The organism is Pantoea sp. PNT03 (assembly GCF_014852515.1).
Lineage (GTDB): Bacteria > Pseudomonadota > Gammaproteobacteria > Enterobacterales > Enterobacteriaceae > Pantoea > Pantoea leporis.
Genome location: NZ_JACVBT010000001.1, coordinates 939,892 through 954,718, shown reverse-complemented (window position 1 = coordinate 954,718; position 14,827 = coordinate 939,892). Strand labels below are relative to the sequence as shown.

Sequence of the window (14,827 nt, the reverse complement as noted above, 5' to 3'; positions counted from 1 at the left end):
ATAGGGCATTTTGAGATTGCTTGCGATAACGCTGTTACCCTTCGCGCTTTTTCAGCCACTCCTGCAGCTTGCGCAATGAAACAGGCGCCTGATACACCGTTCCTTTTCCCTCCTTTAGTGGACGCAACAATCCCTGTTCGGTGAGGTTTTTCAGGCGCGCACGCGCGGTGTTATCCGCGATGCCGAGCCGCGATTTAATCCCGGCAGAGCTGAGTAATGAACCCGGCGCATTCAGCGCGATGGCCATGATATCCAGCTCCCCTTTGGCTAAAGTCATATGCTCTTCCACCCACGTCACTAAACGCTCCCGCTCTTTGTGTAGCGTGGCGATTTGCTCGGTGAAGGCAGTCACCGCGCGCATCACCACTTCGCACTGAAACTGCACGAAATAGGTCAGATCCATCTCATCAGTTTCGCTGTAAAGATAGGAAATGCCGTACTTTACCGCCGCGGCTTTCAACAGCTTGCTGATGGAGATGTAGCGGAACGCGCTGTAACCGTGACGAATCAGATGATGGTAAAACAGGCCGCGCGCGGTGCGCCCGTTGCCATCATTGAACGGGTGAATGTAGCCGATAGCAAAGTGTATCACGCAGGCCACCAGCAAAGGATGCGTGCCCTGCTGCTCCAGCCAGGCAACTTCGGCGCATAACGCGTCCAGCAGGCTATTGAGCCGCTGATAATCCGGCGGCTGATGAATAATATCGCCGTCGCGCCCGGCAACAAACACATCGTTATTGTCGCGCACGGCGCCGGGCCGATATTTTTCATCATTAATACCGGCGCAGGCGATGTGATGAATTTCCAGAATATCGGCGCGCGTCAGCGGCGCGTCACCCAGCGTGGCAATGTGCTGCATCAAGCGCCAGTTGCCCATGATCATGCTTTCATCTTCGTTGCGCGGTGCACGCCCCACCGCCAGCAACTCCATCGCCACGCGCGAGGTGGTCGCCGCGCCTTCCAACTGGCTGGATGAAATCGCCTCTTCCATGATCAGCTGTGACATCAGGTAAGAAGCCGAGTCCTCATCCGTTGGTTCGCCGTTGCGCGCAAAGGTCATACGATCAACCATCGACATCGCCGCCGTGATTTTGGCCGTAAGATTACAGGTCACGGTTTGATCGGCGATCACAAAGTGCTGCGCGCTGCTGCGGCGCTTGAATTTCAGTGCGCTCCACACTTTCTCACGCGTCTGACTATCTCTGACACGACGATATAACTCATCGAAATGCAGATAGCGCTCATCCCACTCGGCATGACTGGCGAGGAGCGAATTAATCTCACTGATACTCAGCGAATCAATAAGTTGAGCGGGTGGGCGGCGCAGCTTCATCTCAAGCAATCTCAAAAACAGGGTATTATGAGTTTACTTGAGATTCGCTGCGACGACAAATGGCGCTTGCAGCGCGGTTAGCTGCCGTGCAGCTGGCAAAATGCGCGGAGATCGGAGGATTGGAAATCGGCCAGATTCGCCATCAGCTTCTCCAGCGGCCAGTTCCACCAGGCAATCGCCTGCAGCTGCGCGGCAATATCCGCCGCGAAACGTGCACGGATCACTTTGGCTGGCACGCCACCGACAATGGTGTATGGCGGCACCTCTTTCGTCACCACCGCACCGGCCCCCAGCACCGCGCCGTCACCCACCGCCACGCCCGGCAGTACGATCACGCCATGCCCAATCCACACATCATTGCCAATGATCACGCGATCGGCGCGACGGTCAGCAAAGAAGCCATTATCGCGTTCCGCCTGCGCATCGTAGTATTCCGGACAGTAGGTGAAACGGTGCTGCGAGGCGCGATCCATCGGATGATTGGGTGCGCCAATCCGTACATGATTGGCAATGGCGGTAAAGCGTCCGATTTGCGCATCGGCGACGCAGCAATGCTCTCCCAGATAGGAGAAGTCGCCCAGTTCGCTGTATTCAATATAGGTTTCGGCCAGCACTTCACATTGCGCGCCAATCTGGGTTTCGCGCATGCGCACGCTGGGATCGATAACAGTGTGTTGCAGTTTTGTCGGTTGCACAGCAGCAAGTGCCATAATCAAAGCTCCGTGTGGTCAGATGTCTGGATGACCGGTTGCGACTGGGCAACCGCGAGCGACAACACTACAGCGGCAAAATGACACTAATGCTATTGTGCGTATCTGTTTCAGGCGATTCGAGGAAAAGGAATGAGAACACCGTGGTCAATACTGGCGCTGTTATGGTCAGCCGGACAGGCATCCGCCGCGCTGCCCGCCGACATCAAAGCCGGTGATATTGTGCAAGTGCAGTTAGCGCAACTCCATCCGACGCAGGCTGCGATTGGCTATCGTCAGCTGGATTACAAACAGCATCGTTATGAAGCCGAACCGAAAAAGCTGTTCGATGATTATTGCGAAAGTATGGGGCAGAAAGGCGTTGATAAATTTGACAATAAATCACGTCTCTCGCAGCCCAGCAGCTTCAGCTGTAAAGCACCGGTCGGCAGCGAACCGGGCCCGATGAAAACGGCGGTGATTGCGCCGGATAACGTGCTTTACCTCACCGATGGTCATCATACTTTCAGCAATTTCGCCGATATCGCCGGTCTTAATACGCCGGTGCAGGTGCGCATCACCGATGACTTCCGTAGCCTGAAAACCATGTCCGCCTTCTGGCAAAAAATGGAAACGGCACATCTGGTGTGGCTGGATACGCCAGCAGGCAAAATTAAACCGGATGCGCTGCCGAAAGAGTTGGGCCGCCAGCATATGCAGAATGATGAATATCGCTCGCTGGTCTATTTCGTGCGCGATATTGGCTTTGAGAAGGAGCAGAATCCGCCGCCGTTCCTCGAGTTCTACTGGGGCAAATGGCTGGAAACGCAGCTGCCGCTGAAGAACTTTGACCTCAACAATCGCAGCGGTTACGCCAAAGCGCTGGAAACCATCGCTGAGAAGATGACCAGCGTGCCGAAAGACACGGTAATTGCGCACAGCGATAGCGGCCCGCTGACGGCGGATCGGTTAGGTGCACGCAAGAAAGTGAACGAGAAGAAGCTGGAGAAGCTGGTCTCTGACAATGGCAAACTGACGTGGGCTTTTGCGCAATAATCGTGTGGTCGCCATTCATGGCGTAATGCTCGTCAGTTGAGACATGAAAACCCTTAATTATCGAGAGCACACATTGTAGCGGCGCAATTTATTGCGCGATAAATCGCGCCGCTACGGAAGGTGCGGTGATTTGATACGGCGCTTAACTGATCGGCATTACGCCATTCATGGCGACCCATTCACCCATCAGCGCCCTTTCAGCGTTAAACCAATTCGCAGTTTTTCACATCCGCCGATGGCGCCAGCAGATTTTTATCAAATGCGCGCAGTTCCACACCATCACGAATACGCATCGGCCAGTCGGGATTCGCCAGCGCACTTTTGCCTATCGACACATAATCCGCGCCCTGCTCCAGCGCCTGCGCCGCCGTGCTGGCATCACTTAACGCGCCATTGGCGATAATCGGCAATTTCGGTGCCGCCTGACGCGCAATTTGCACCAGTGACAGCGGCGAATCGGCAAACGCCGGTTGCAGCGCGTCATATTCAGTCAGATGCAGATAATCCACGCCGGCCTCAGCAATCGCGGCGAATACCAGGCGCGCGCCCGCTTCGCCTTCCCGCCATTTATGATGAAAATCATTCACTTTGCCCTGTGAGAGGCGAATTCCCAGCGTAACATCCTTGCCTACGCGCTGGCGCACCGCGGCAATCACCGCCAGCGTCAGAGACAAACGCGCCACGATATCGCCGCCCCAGCGATCGCTGCGCTGATTAGTGTAATCGGTAAAGAACTGGTCAAGCAGATAGCCGTTAGCGCCATGAATTTCGATGCCATCAAAACCCGCTTCGCCGATTGCCCGCGCCGCAGTGTGCGCAAAGCTGTCGATCAGCTGCTGGATCTGCTCTTCATTCATTTCGCGTGGCAGCGGATAGGCGCCATGACCGTGATAGAAACCGAGTTGTTCCCCGCGCGGCTGCACCGCTGAGGGCGCGAGCGTGTCCGGTCGATAGATATTGCCCTGCGATATCGCCCCGGCATGCATCAACTGCGCAATGATTTTGCCGCCATGCTGATGCACCCGATCGGTGATCGCGCGCCAGCCGGCGCTCTGTTTAGCGTTAATCAGCCCCGCCTGAAACGCATAGGTTTGCGACCAGGCTTCATCGATATAGATGCCTTCGGTGATGATGGCGCTGAAGCCGCCGCGCACGAAGCGCTGATAGTAGTGCTGCATACGTTCGCCTGGTATGCCGTCAACGCTGGCGGAGATGCGCGTCATGGGCGCCACCATAATGCGATTCTTCAGCGCCAGCCGATTCAGTGTGCCGCTCTGAAAAAGATGTTTATCACTCATATTGCTCTCTGGATGCGGATTATCTACAGAGCGCAGTATATTCGGTCGCCACAGGGACAAAAATGGCCGATGATGATACGTCTGTATAACGGAAATCGTTACAATGAACTCAAAAGATGTTGAGGTATTTCTGATGGTCACCCAGACGCGCAGCCTGACGCAGGCTGCGCGGCGACTGAACACCACGCCAATGACGGTCTCACGCCGACTCGCCTCGCTGGAAGAAGATCTCGGCGTGCGCCTGCTGCATCGCACCACCCGCGCCATTGCGTTAACAGATGAAGGTGAAGAGTTTCTGCCCTACGCCAAAACCCTGACGGAAACCGAACAGAGCGCGCGCAATCTGTTCTCGCCGAATAAACAGGGCGCCACCGGCCAGCTGCGCATCACCGCACCTTCTGGTTTTGGCCGCCGCACCATTATTCCGTTGCTGCCCGCGCTGATGGCGGAGAATCCCGAACTGAAGATCGATTTCCAGCTCAGCGATAACGTCACCGATATTGTTGGGCTGGGCTACGATGTCGCCATTCGCATCGCCCCGCTGCGGGATTCGCGCTTAGTCGCGCAGCGGCTGGCGGATAATCCGCGCGTGCTCTGTGCTTCTCCAGACTATCTGGCGCGCTTCGGCACGCCAAAACTGCTGGCCGATTTGCATCAGCATAACTGCCTACGCTTATCCGGCGTGCCGCAATGGAGTTTTATAGTCGACGACCATATTTCCAGTGTCAGCGTTGAGGGCCGTTTTAGCGGCAGCAATGTGGAAGGCGTGCGTACCTTATGCGTAGCGGGCAGCGGCATCGCCCAGCTCTCTGCATGGGATGTGCAGCAAGAGTTGGCGGCAGGTGAACTGACTGAGATTACCTTGCGAGATGCTCAACCGCAGCTGCTCGGCGTCTGGGCGCTGTTTCCCACCGCACGGCATCTGCCAACGCGCGTCACGGTTTTTCTAAACGCCCTAAAACAGGCGATGGCACGTTAATTCAGAAAATGTGAATGGCGAATCAGGGGCAAAATCTGGATGCGGAAGAGGTGGGATTAACCGCGAAGAAAATTAAAATCGATGCGTTTCTTGAACTGATTCTGGCAGGAAAGATCAGCGACGCGACAACGGTTACCGCGTTTCTGTTGGCGCGGGCGAAAGGGTTAATCGACTGATCTCTCTGCTTTATTCCAGGTGCGCATGAATGCGCACCCTACGAATACAACATCGATGTAGTGCCGCCATTCAGGGCGACCGATTACTCCGCAGCAATATCCGCTAACACCGCTTTTGCCTGCGCCTTATCCACCGCTACGCCATCAATAAATAGCTGACGCTGTTCACCCGGCGGCAGCATAATCTTCAGCGTCTGCCAGGCTGGCTGGAAGCTTCCTTTGCGCTGGAAGTTGAGGTGAATCGCCTCAGCATCGCTGCGCATTTTCCAGTTGAGCCACAGCGCATTGCCCTGCTGATAACCCCAGCTTTCGCCATCATCCTCAAACAGCATACCGTGGCTAACCCCTTTGCCTTTCAGCGGGAACAGCTGCAAGGTGCGGCGATCGTCAGTTTTAGTGTCAACATGACGCAGGCGCTCGCTGAGCGGTAAGCACGCTCCGGCACGCACCAGCATCGGCTGGGTTTCCAGCGGAGCCGCCAGCGTGATCCATTGACCGCCGCTGAACCATTGCTGGTTAGCGAAGTCATACCAGCCAGTTTGGTTGTCGGGCAGCCACAGACGACGCTCGCGCTGGCCGGGTTCGACCACGCTGGCCACCAGCAGATCGCGGCCCAGCATAAACTCATCGCACTCGGCGAACGTCTGCGCATCCTGTTCATGATCGAGGAAAGTCGGACGCAGCATCGGTTCATCGTCAGCATGCGCCTGCCACAGTAACGTATAGAGGTAAGGCAGCAGACGATAACGCAGTTCAATCGCGGCGCGGATCGCAGGCGTAGCCGCCGGATACATCCAGGGTTCATTGACGGTGTGATCGTCATTCCACGAGTGAATGGTGAAACGCGGATGCATCACGCCGTTTTGTACCCAGCGCACAAACAGTTCTGCATCTGGTTTATCGCCGGAGAAGCCACCGACGTCGTGTCCCACGTTGTACAAACCGGACAGGCTCATACCCAATCCCATGCGGATGTTGTAACGCAACGTGGTCCAGTTGGTGCGGTTATCGCCGCTCCAGGTTTGCACATAGCGCTGCATCCCGGCGCAACCCGAACGGGAAATCAGGAAAGGACGTTTTTCCGGCGCGAAGCGCTGTTGCGCTTCCATCGAGGCGCGCATCATCAGCAGCGGCATCACCGGGCGAATGTGTTTGATGGCAATTGGCGTGCCGAAACCGTGGCAACGCGCTTCGCCGTCCCACACTTCATATTCGTTATTATCGTTCCAGGTGGAATCGATGCCCTTTTCCAGCAGCTGTTTGGTGACGTTTTCCTGCCACCAGGCGACGGCTTGCGGATGGGTAAAATCGAGATGTGAACCTTCGTCATCCCAAAACACCGAACGTTCAGGCGCATCTTCTTCGGAGTCACGAATAAACAGCCCTTGTTCCGCCACTTCGTTATAACGCGGATGATCCTGTAACAGGCACGGTTTGATATTGGCGGCGAGGCGCAAGCCGGCGTCGTGAAACGCCTGGCTCATCACCTCCGGCTGCGGTACTTTGTCGTAGTTCCAGTTGAACACGTAGCGCTTGTTGTTAATTGAGGTGTAGCCGGACGAGAGCTGGAATGAATCGCACGGAATATCGTGCTCTTCGCAGAGACGAATGAAGTTCATCAGCTGATGTTGTGCATCCGGCGCATCGGTGTAATGCATGGTCGAACCGCTGTAGCCGAGGCTCCATTTCGGGCCGAACAGCGTTTTACCTGTGAGACGCACGAAGGCTTTGGTGACATCCAGCACCTTGTCACCGACAAACAGGTAATAGTCGATATCACCGCTTTCCGCCTGCCAGCGGCGATACGGTTGGTGATAGTTATCGAGTTCATTACCCAGATCAAACCAGCTGCTGCTGAGGTTATCGTAATAGAGACCAAAGCTAACATCGGTACGACGGGTGATGGTAAACGGCACATGCTTGTACAGCGGATCGGTGGAGGCCGCGTTGTAGCCCATCGCATCAAGGTTACGCATCTCATAGCGCTGGCCATTACGCTGCAAATCGCCGGTTTTCTCGCCCAGACCATAATAGCGATCGTCGTTCATGCGGCACTGATAGTGCGCCACGCCATCCCCGTGCGTGTTGATTTGATAAGCGCTGGTTGGACGGTCGCAGGTCAGCAGCTGCCATGCGCCGTGGCTGTCGCAATATTGCCACTCCAGCGCCAGCGGTTGATGGACGATCACCCGCAGCTTATCGGTGGCCACCACCAGCGTGTCGCCCTCTTCTTCCAGCGTGAACGATGGCAAGGTGAATCCGGCCAGGCTGTCACGCTGACGCCCTTCCCACGGCACATCACTTTGTGGCGCGATGCTCCAGGTGCGATCGAGGCTGTATGCGCCATGACGTTTAATCGCCACGCGGAACATGCCCGTTTCCAGCACATACAGACACAGCGTGTGTTTGCCGTCGACGTTTAACGCCACGTGGTGTGCATCGGAACCGGCTAATGACCAATTTTTTAACGTTTTCATCGTTACCTACTTTTTCATGCGCGCTGGGCGCGACGTTCAGCAATAAAAGCAATCAGGAATACGGCGCCAATCAGGTCGAAGAAGCCCATGGCGACAAACAGCGGATTAAAGCCAATGGTGTCGGCGGTAACGCCTATCAGCAGTGAGAACAGGAAGCTGGAGATCCAGGCGAACGAGCCGCGCATGCCGTTGACGGTGGCCATCTGGCCTTTATCAAACTTCTCCACCACCAGCGCGCTCAGCATGCAGGAGATGATCTGATGGCCGAAACCACCAATCGAGATCAGCGCAATCGCTACGTAAGGATCTTTAGTGACCGCGACCAGCGCCAGCGACAGCATCAGTAAAGCGCCCGTCACCGAACTCGCCACCACGGAATTAACCTGAGTAAAACCAAAGATTTTGGTGTAGAGCCGCGTCAGATAGCCGCTGGCCGCGCTGCCTAAATCGGCGGCGAGGAACGGCAGCCAGGCGAACATAGCAATCTGCTTCAGATCCATACCCAGCTCTTTCGCCAGATAGAGCGGCACCCAGAAGCTCAGCACGCCCCAGGCAGGTTCAGCCATAAAGGCGGGAATGGCGATGCCGTAAAAACGTTTGTTTTTCGACACGGTTTTCAGCGCAGTAAAGAACGGCAGTTTCACTGCTGGCGGTTCATTATCCTGACGAATAAATTCCAGTTCCGAGGCCTGCAGATTGGGATGCTGCTCCGGATCGCGATAGAACAACCACCACAGCACCACCCAACCCAACGCCAGGCAGCCGGTGAACAGGAACGCGCCCTGCCAGCCGAAGGAAGCGTGCGCAAAGTAGATAATCGGCGGTGCCAGCATCGCGCCAAGCGAGAAGCCCACGCCCGCCCATCCGGCGGCGATAGGACGCTCTTTTTTCGGGAACCATTCGCCAATCACTTTGGCGTTAGCGGGCGTGGCTGCTGCTTCAGCGCCGCCCATGACAAAACGCAGGATAGCCAGATGCACCCAACTGGCCGCGCCAGCGTGGAACAAACAGGCGACCGCCCAAATGGCGGCGCAGATCAGGAAGCCGACTTTCAGGCCAATAACGTCGATCAGCCAGCCGCAAATGGGTTGAAAGAAGGTATACGCCAGCTGGAAGGCGCCGACGATCCAGGAATATTGTTCGGTGGTGATGTTGAGGCTGGTTTTGAGCTCCGGTGCCAGCAAGCCCAACGAGTTACGGGTGATGTAGTTGACCGTGACGCCTGCTAAGAACAGCACCAATACCCACCAGCGCAGATTGCGCAAGGTGCGTTTGGTGCCTGCGGCGGTTATCCCTGGGTTTAAACTGCGGTTCATCTGATTCTCCGTTAGTGAGTCATTTCTAACCATCCGCCGGGAGTGAACCACAGTTGCGAAAAGTGGTCGCCAGATTGATGTCGCAAATGTGATCTGGTTAACCAAAATCACTTACCAGGTTGACTTAACCCCGTAAAGAGCAGAGTTTTAATCCGGGATCGCGTAGTTATTATCTGATGTAGCGCGCTAATAAAGAATATTGGTCAACCAATAGTGAGTGAGGTAACAACATGAAGCAGACCTGGCGCTGGTACGGCCCCAACGATCCTGTCTCTCTGTCCGATGCGCGCCAGGCGGGCGCAACCGGCATCGTCACCGCACTGCACCACATCCCTAATGGCGAAGTGTGGTCAGTCGACGAAATCATGCAGCGCAAGGCGCTGGTGGAAGCCGCCGGTTTGGTGTGGTCGGTGGTGGAGAGCGTGCCGATTCATGAAGAGATTAAAACCGGCAGCGGCCGCTGTCAGCACTGGATCAGCAATTATCAGCAGTCGCTGCGCAACCTGGCGCAGTGCGGCATTAAAACCGTGTGCTACAACTTCATGCCGATCCTCGACTGGACGCGCACCGATCTCGAATATCTGCTGCCGGATGGCGCGAAAGCCCTGCGTTTTGATCAGATTGAGTTCGCGGTGTTTGAACTGCACATTCTGCAGCGTCCCGGCGCGGAGCAGGATTACAGTGCGCAAGAGATCGCCGAGGCTGCTGAACGCTTTGCAACGATGAGTGAAGAGCACCGTAACCGCCTGATGCGCAACATCATCGCCGGTTTGCCGGGTGCGGAGGAAGGCTACACGCTGGATCAATTTCGCGCCCAGCTGGCGCGTTATCAAGGTATCGGTAAGGCCGAGCTGCGAGAGAATTTTGCCACCTTCCTGCGCGCCATTGTCGCGGTTGCGGAAGAAGTGGGCGTACGCATGGCGGTACATCCGGACGATCCGCCACGCCCAATTCTCGGCTTACCGCGCATCGTTTCCAACGCCGACGATCTGCAATGGATGATCGATACCGTCAGCAGCCCCGCCAACGGTTTCACCATGTGTACCGGCTCGTACGGCGTGCTGGCAGAGAATGATTTAGCCGGCATGGTCAAGCGCTTCGGCCCACGCATCTACTTCGCGCATCTGCGCTCCACCAAACGGGAAGCGAACCCCAACAGCTTCCACGAAGCCGCGCATTTGGCTGGCGATGTCGATATGTTTGCGGTGATCAAGGCGATTGCCGAAGAGGAGCAGCGCCGCAAAGCCGCGGGGGAGGAAGATTTGATTCCAATGCGTCCCGACCACGGCCACCAGATGCTGGATGACCTGAAGAAGAAAACCAATCCCGGCTACTCGGCGATTGGTCGCCTGAAAGGATTGGCGGAAATTCGCGGCGTCGAACTGGCGATCCACCGCGCCTATTTTGCTCAGGAAGCCCAATAATGCGCTTTATGGATGAAGATTTTCTGCTGCAGAGCGACATCGCGCGGCGCTTGTACCACGACTTCGCTGCGGATATGCCAATCTACGATTATCACTGTCACCTCAATCCTCAGGAGATTGCTGAAGATCGTCGCTTCGCCAACCTCGGCCAAATCTGGCTGGAAGGCGATCACTACAAATGGCGCGCGCTGCGCGCCGCGGGCGTCGATGAGTCGTTGATTACCGGCAAGAGCACCAGCGACTACGACAAGTATCTCGCCTGGGCGCAAACGGTGCCAAAAACCCTCGGTAACCCGCTCTATCACTGGACGCACCTTGAACTGCGGCGCCCGTTTGGCATAACCGATACGCTGTTTGGCCCGGACACCGCCCCTGCGATCTGGCAGCGCTGTGCGGAACAGCTGGCGACGCCGGAATTTTCCGCGCGCGGCATCATGCGCCAGATGAAGGTGCGCATGGTCGGCACCACCGACGATCCGGTTGATTCACTGCACTATCACCGCCAAATCGCCGATGACCGCAGCTTTGATATTGATGTTGCGCCGAGCTGGCGTCCGGACAAGGTCTTCAAAATCGAGCTGGAGGGTTTTGTCGACTATCTTGCTCGTCTGGAAGCCGCCGCCGATGTCGCCATCGACAGCTTCGAGGCGCTACGCCGCGCGCTGTTACGACGCCTTGACCACTTCTCCGCCCACGGTTGTCGCGCCTCAGACCACGGTATTGAAACCCTGCGCTTTGCGCCGGTGCCGGACGACCGCGTGCTCGATACGATTTTGGCGAAACGTCGCCGTGGCGATGCGCTGGATGAATTGGAAATCGCCCAGTTCAGCAGCGCGGTGTTGGTGTGGCTCGGCAGCGAATATGCGCGGCGCGGCTGGGTAATGCAACTACACATCGGCGCGATCCGTAACAACAGCACGCGCATGTTCCGCAAGCTCGGGCCAGACAGCGGGTTTGATTCGATTGGCGATAACAATATTGCCTGGCCGCTGGCGCGCCTGCTGGATGCGATGGACCTCAACGATCAGCTGCCGAAAACCATTCTCTATTGCCTCAATCCGCGCGATAACGAAGTGCTGGCTACTATGGCGGGCAACTTCCAGGGCGCGGGCGTTGCCGGCAAGGTGCAGTTCGGTTCCGGTTGGTGGTTCAACGATCAGCGCGACGGCATGCTGCGTCAACTGGAGCAACTGTCGCAAATCGGCTTGCTCAGCCAGTTTGTCGGTATGCTGACCGATTCACGCAGCTTCCTCTCCTACACGCGCCACGAATACTTCCGCCGTATTCTGTGCAATCTGCTGGCGCAGTGGGTAAAAGACGGCATTGTGCCGCACGATCAGCCGATGCTCGGCAACATGCTGCGCGACATCTGCTTTAACAATGCCGAACGCTATTTCGCGCTGAAAGCCCAGTGATGGTGGCCTGGTCACTGCGCGCCGTGACCAGGCCGATTCTTATTCGCTATGCTATAGTGCGCGTCTCTGAGTGAGGCTGTATCAGAGATTGTGAATCCTTTAACACACAGAAAAGAGCACGATGAAAACTCAAACTTCAGCACAGCGCCCTTATCAGGAAGTCGGGGAAATGCTCCGCCAGATGATCACGCAGAAGCAGTATGCGGTGGGCGAACGGCTGCCGCCGGAGCGCGAACTCGCCGCGCTATTGAATGTGACGCGTACGCTGGTGCGTGAAGCGCTGATTATGCTGGAGCTGGAAGGATTAATTGAGGTGCGGCGTGGTGCGGGCATCTATGTGATTCACGATTCGCCGCAGCAACCTGTTTCGCTTCATAAAGCCAGCAACGATGCCGGACCGTTCGAGATGTTGCAGGCGCGTCAGCTGCTGGAGAGCAATATTGCCGAGTTCGCCGCGCTGCAGGCGACGCGTGAAGACATCATGAAGATGCGCCAGGCGCTGGAGCTGGAAGAGAAAGAGCTGGCGTCGGGAGCGGTCAACCAAAGTGAAAACGGCGATCGCAATTTCCATCTGGCGATTGCCGAAGCCACCCATAACAGCATGCTGGTTGAGCTGTTTAAGCAATCCTGGCAGTGGCGCGAAGATAACGTGATGTGGAGCCAACTGCATCGCCATCTGGTCAACAACGATTACCGCAAACAGTGGCTCGACGATCACAAAAAAATCCTCGCGACGCTGATCAAAAAAGACGCGCGCGCCGCCAAGCTGGCGATGTGGCAACACCTTGAAAATGTGAAACAGCGGCTGCTGGAGTTCTCAGACGTTGATGATATTGATTTCGATGGTTATCTGTTTGAATCCTGGCCGCTGTACGCCACCCATAATCCGCCAAAATAATGTGCGTTAACGACTTACCTTGTAAGGCTAATTACCGAGAGCACACATTGAAGCGGCGCAATTCATTGCGTGCTAAATCGCGCCGCTACGGAAGGTGCGCTGATTCGGTACGGCGCTTGACTGATCGGCATTACGCCATTCAGGGCGACCTCACGACATCAACTCACCACGCTTAACGCCTGATCCTTTGCTAAAAAGAACGGCCTTAAATACGCCACGCTATTCGACAGCGGCAAAATTTCATCGCTGAGCTGAATGCCGATGGTTTCCCGCAGATAACGGCGGCGGGTTTCGATGCGCTGCCACAGCGCCGGATAATCAGTACGGATGTCGCTTTGCAGCGCCGCATCGGCCAGCACCACGCACTCTTCGGCGCTGGCACCGCTGTAGCCCGGCACTGACGGGATGATGTCAATTTGCAGCATCATGCCGCTCTCGAGCAATTCGGTGGACTGATGATAAATCGGCGACGACATCCACTCTTCGTCCGCCACCAGATGTCCCGGATTGAGGTGCCAGCCAAAACGGGCCTTCGGCAAAACCTGCTCGATAAGCTGGTACAGCGCACCACCGCTCATGCCGCAGCGAATGTTTTCCAGCCAGGCCACCACGGCTGAGAAATAGGGTTTGGCGATGCGCTCCAGATAATCTTGCTGGCCTGGCGGCAGCTCGCTTTGATCGGCAATGACGAAGCCGCTGCGGCTGGAGAGTCCGCCTTTGAAGGCGGTGGTTAGCGAGAGCGGATCGCCGCGCTGCACTTTTTTGTCGGTGGGATAGAGGTTCGCTTTGTCGAAACGGTTGCCGGTGGCGGCGATAGTCACCACCGTGTTGCATTGCCCTTCGGCGTGCAGTAACGCGCCCAATTCTGTTTCACGCACGCCCACCTCGATGGCATTCAGCGCCTCCAGCATGCACTTTGACGCGAGGTTTGCGCCATATTCGTAATGGGCGATTTCATTGGCATTGCAGGTGGTGCGCGCGCCGTTATCGCCAATAAACAAGTGGATGGCATTTTCTAGCATGGCGTCATCGTTGAGCGTGCGCTGAATGGCATCGACAATAAAGTACGGCAGATCAAACATCGCACGCCCATTGCCGGCGGCGGGCGTAAACATCTTCCAGCCCACCAGCCCGACTTTATGGCCGTTCGTTAAGCCAGCATCTTTGAAGAGGCTTTCCAGCGGCACTTCATTGTCCATGGGCTGATTGGGAAGCGAGAAGTACGGCGTGTGCAGCAGCGCGGCCGCTGTGCGTGAAAAGCGCGCCATTTTCAGGTTTTCGTTGCCCAGCACCAGCGTGCAAGCTCCGGAGTGATTCAGCAGCAGCAATCCCTCTTCGAAACGCGGGATAAATCCGCTCAAATATTCGAAATTGCCGCCGTGTTCCTTGTCGGCATAGATCACCAGCCAGTCAAAACCCTCGCGCTGCATGCCCGCCAGCAGCGCGTTCTTGCGCTGCACAAGCGTATCATCGGTGAGAAAAACCGGTTCAACGTCGCTGAACGTCATCGGCGCGGTAATCGGCCCGAACGTGATTGCCATGATGCACTTCCTCGAATTACAGAATGAGATGAGGATAGTCGCGTTTTTAGCGCAGCGGATTTTGATCCACGCGAAAAAAGGCGGAGGGGTGAGCTCCGCCTTGTCTCAAGTTCCAGTCAGTGTGCCTGACCGGTCAGTTGCAAAAGGGCAACGATGATTTGAAGAATGATGCGGACGATGTCCAGCAGCAATCGAACAATTTCCATCACTTTCCTTCTCCTCTGA

General features: G+C 56.3%; 12 protein-coding genes. 6 read left to right on the top strand and 6 right to left on the bottom strand.

Annotated features, from left to right (window positions below; translation table 11 throughout):
- Window positions 1–34 precede the first annotated feature (34 nt).
- Both IB226_RS04515 and IB226_RS04510 read right to left on the bottom strand, forming a co-directional pair.
- Window positions 35–1,333, bottom strand: a complete 1,299-nt coding sequence (locus tag IB226_RS04515) for a Fic family protein (protein ID WP_192233788.1) — start codon at window positions 1,331–1,333, stop codon at window positions 35–37.
- Between the two features lie 77 nt (window positions 1,334–1,410).
- Window positions 1,411–2,043 carry a DapH/DapD/GlmU-related protein gene (locus tag IB226_RS04510; protein WP_192233786.1) on the bottom strand — a complete coding sequence of 211 codons (633 nt, stop codon included), beginning with the start codon at window positions 2,041–2,043 and terminating at the stop codon, window positions 1,411–1,413.
- A 132-nt stretch (window positions 2,044–2,175) separates the two neighbouring features.
- On the opposite strand from IB226_RS04510, the gene IB226_RS04505 reads away from it, so the two are divergent.
- Window positions 2,176–3,078, top strand: a complete 903-nt coding sequence (locus tag IB226_RS04505; protein WP_192233784.1) for a ParB/Srx family N-terminal domain-containing protein — start codon at window positions 2,176–2,178, stop codon at window positions 3,076–3,078.
- A 203-nt stretch (window positions 3,079–3,281) separates the two neighbouring features.
- Here the strand turns inward: IB226_RS04505 and IB226_RS04500 are convergent, their stop codons facing one another.
- Window positions 3,282–4,376, bottom strand: coding sequence for a tRNA-dihydrouridine synthase (locus IB226_RS04500; protein ID WP_192233782.1), 1,095 nt, complete (start codon window positions 4,374–4,376; stop codon window positions 3,282–3,284).
- Between the two features lie 103 nt (window positions 4,377–4,479).
- Between IB226_RS04500 and IB226_RS04495 the strand changes: the two genes are divergently transcribed.
- Both IB226_RS04495 and IB226_RS04490 read left to right on the top strand, forming a co-directional pair.
- On the top strand, window positions 4,480–5,355 hold the full coding sequence (locus IB226_RS04495; RefSeq protein ID WP_101764454.1) for a LysR family transcriptional regulator: 876 nt from the start codon (window positions 4,480–4,482) through the stop codon (window positions 5,353–5,355).
- 14 nt (window positions 5,356–5,369) lie between these two features.
- Complete coding sequence (locus tag IB226_RS04490) at window positions 5,370–5,531, top strand: hypothetical protein (RefSeq protein WP_225608150.1); 162 nt, start codon at window positions 5,370–5,372, stop codon at window positions 5,529–5,531.
- Between the two features lie 83 nt (window positions 5,532–5,614).
- Here IB226_RS04490 and IB226_RS04485 read toward each other — a convergent pair whose 3' ends face one another.
- Entirely contained in the window at window positions 5,615–8,008 is a 2,394-nt protein-coding gene (locus IB226_RS04485) for a TIM-barrel domain-containing protein (protein WP_192233780.1), read from the bottom strand.
- Window positions 8,009–8,022: 14 nt separating this feature from the next.
- Entirely contained in the window at window positions 8,023–9,324 is a 1,302-nt protein-coding gene (locus tag IB226_RS04480; RefSeq protein ID WP_192233778.1) for an MFS transporter, read from the bottom strand.
- A 230-nt stretch (window positions 9,325–9,554) separates the two neighbouring features.
- Here IB226_RS04480 and uxuA point away from each other — a divergent pair, with 230 nt between their 5' ends.
- From uxuA to uxuR, 3 genes are all read left to right on the top strand, one after another.
- A complete protein-coding gene (gene uxuA, locus IB226_RS04475; RefSeq protein WP_192233776.1) occupies window positions 9,555–10,748 on the top strand; it encodes a mannonate dehydratase in 1,194 nt (397 codons plus the stop codon).
- A complete protein-coding gene (gene uxaC, locus IB226_RS04470) occupies window positions 10,745–12,163 on the top strand; it encodes a glucuronate isomerase (protein WP_192234506.1) in 1,419 nt (472 codons plus the stop codon). Before uxuA ends, uxaC begins: the two co-directional genes overlap by 4 nt.
- A gap of 121 nt (window positions 12,164–12,284) precedes the next feature.
- Window positions 12,285–13,061 (top strand): Uxu operon transcriptional regulator, encoded by a 777-nt coding sequence (gene uxuR, locus IB226_RS04465; protein ID WP_192233774.1) that lies wholly within the window; start codon window positions 12,285–12,287, stop codon window positions 13,059–13,061.
- Between the two features lie 158 nt (window positions 13,062–13,219).
- On the opposite strand, the gene IB226_RS04460 is transcribed toward uxuR, so the two are convergent.
- On the bottom strand, window positions 13,220–14,602 hold the full coding sequence (locus IB226_RS04460) for a Xaa-Pro peptidase family protein (protein ID WP_192233772.1): 1,383 nt from the start codon (window positions 14,600–14,602) through the stop codon (window positions 13,220–13,222).
- Window positions 14,603–14,827: the final 225 nt, after the last annotated feature.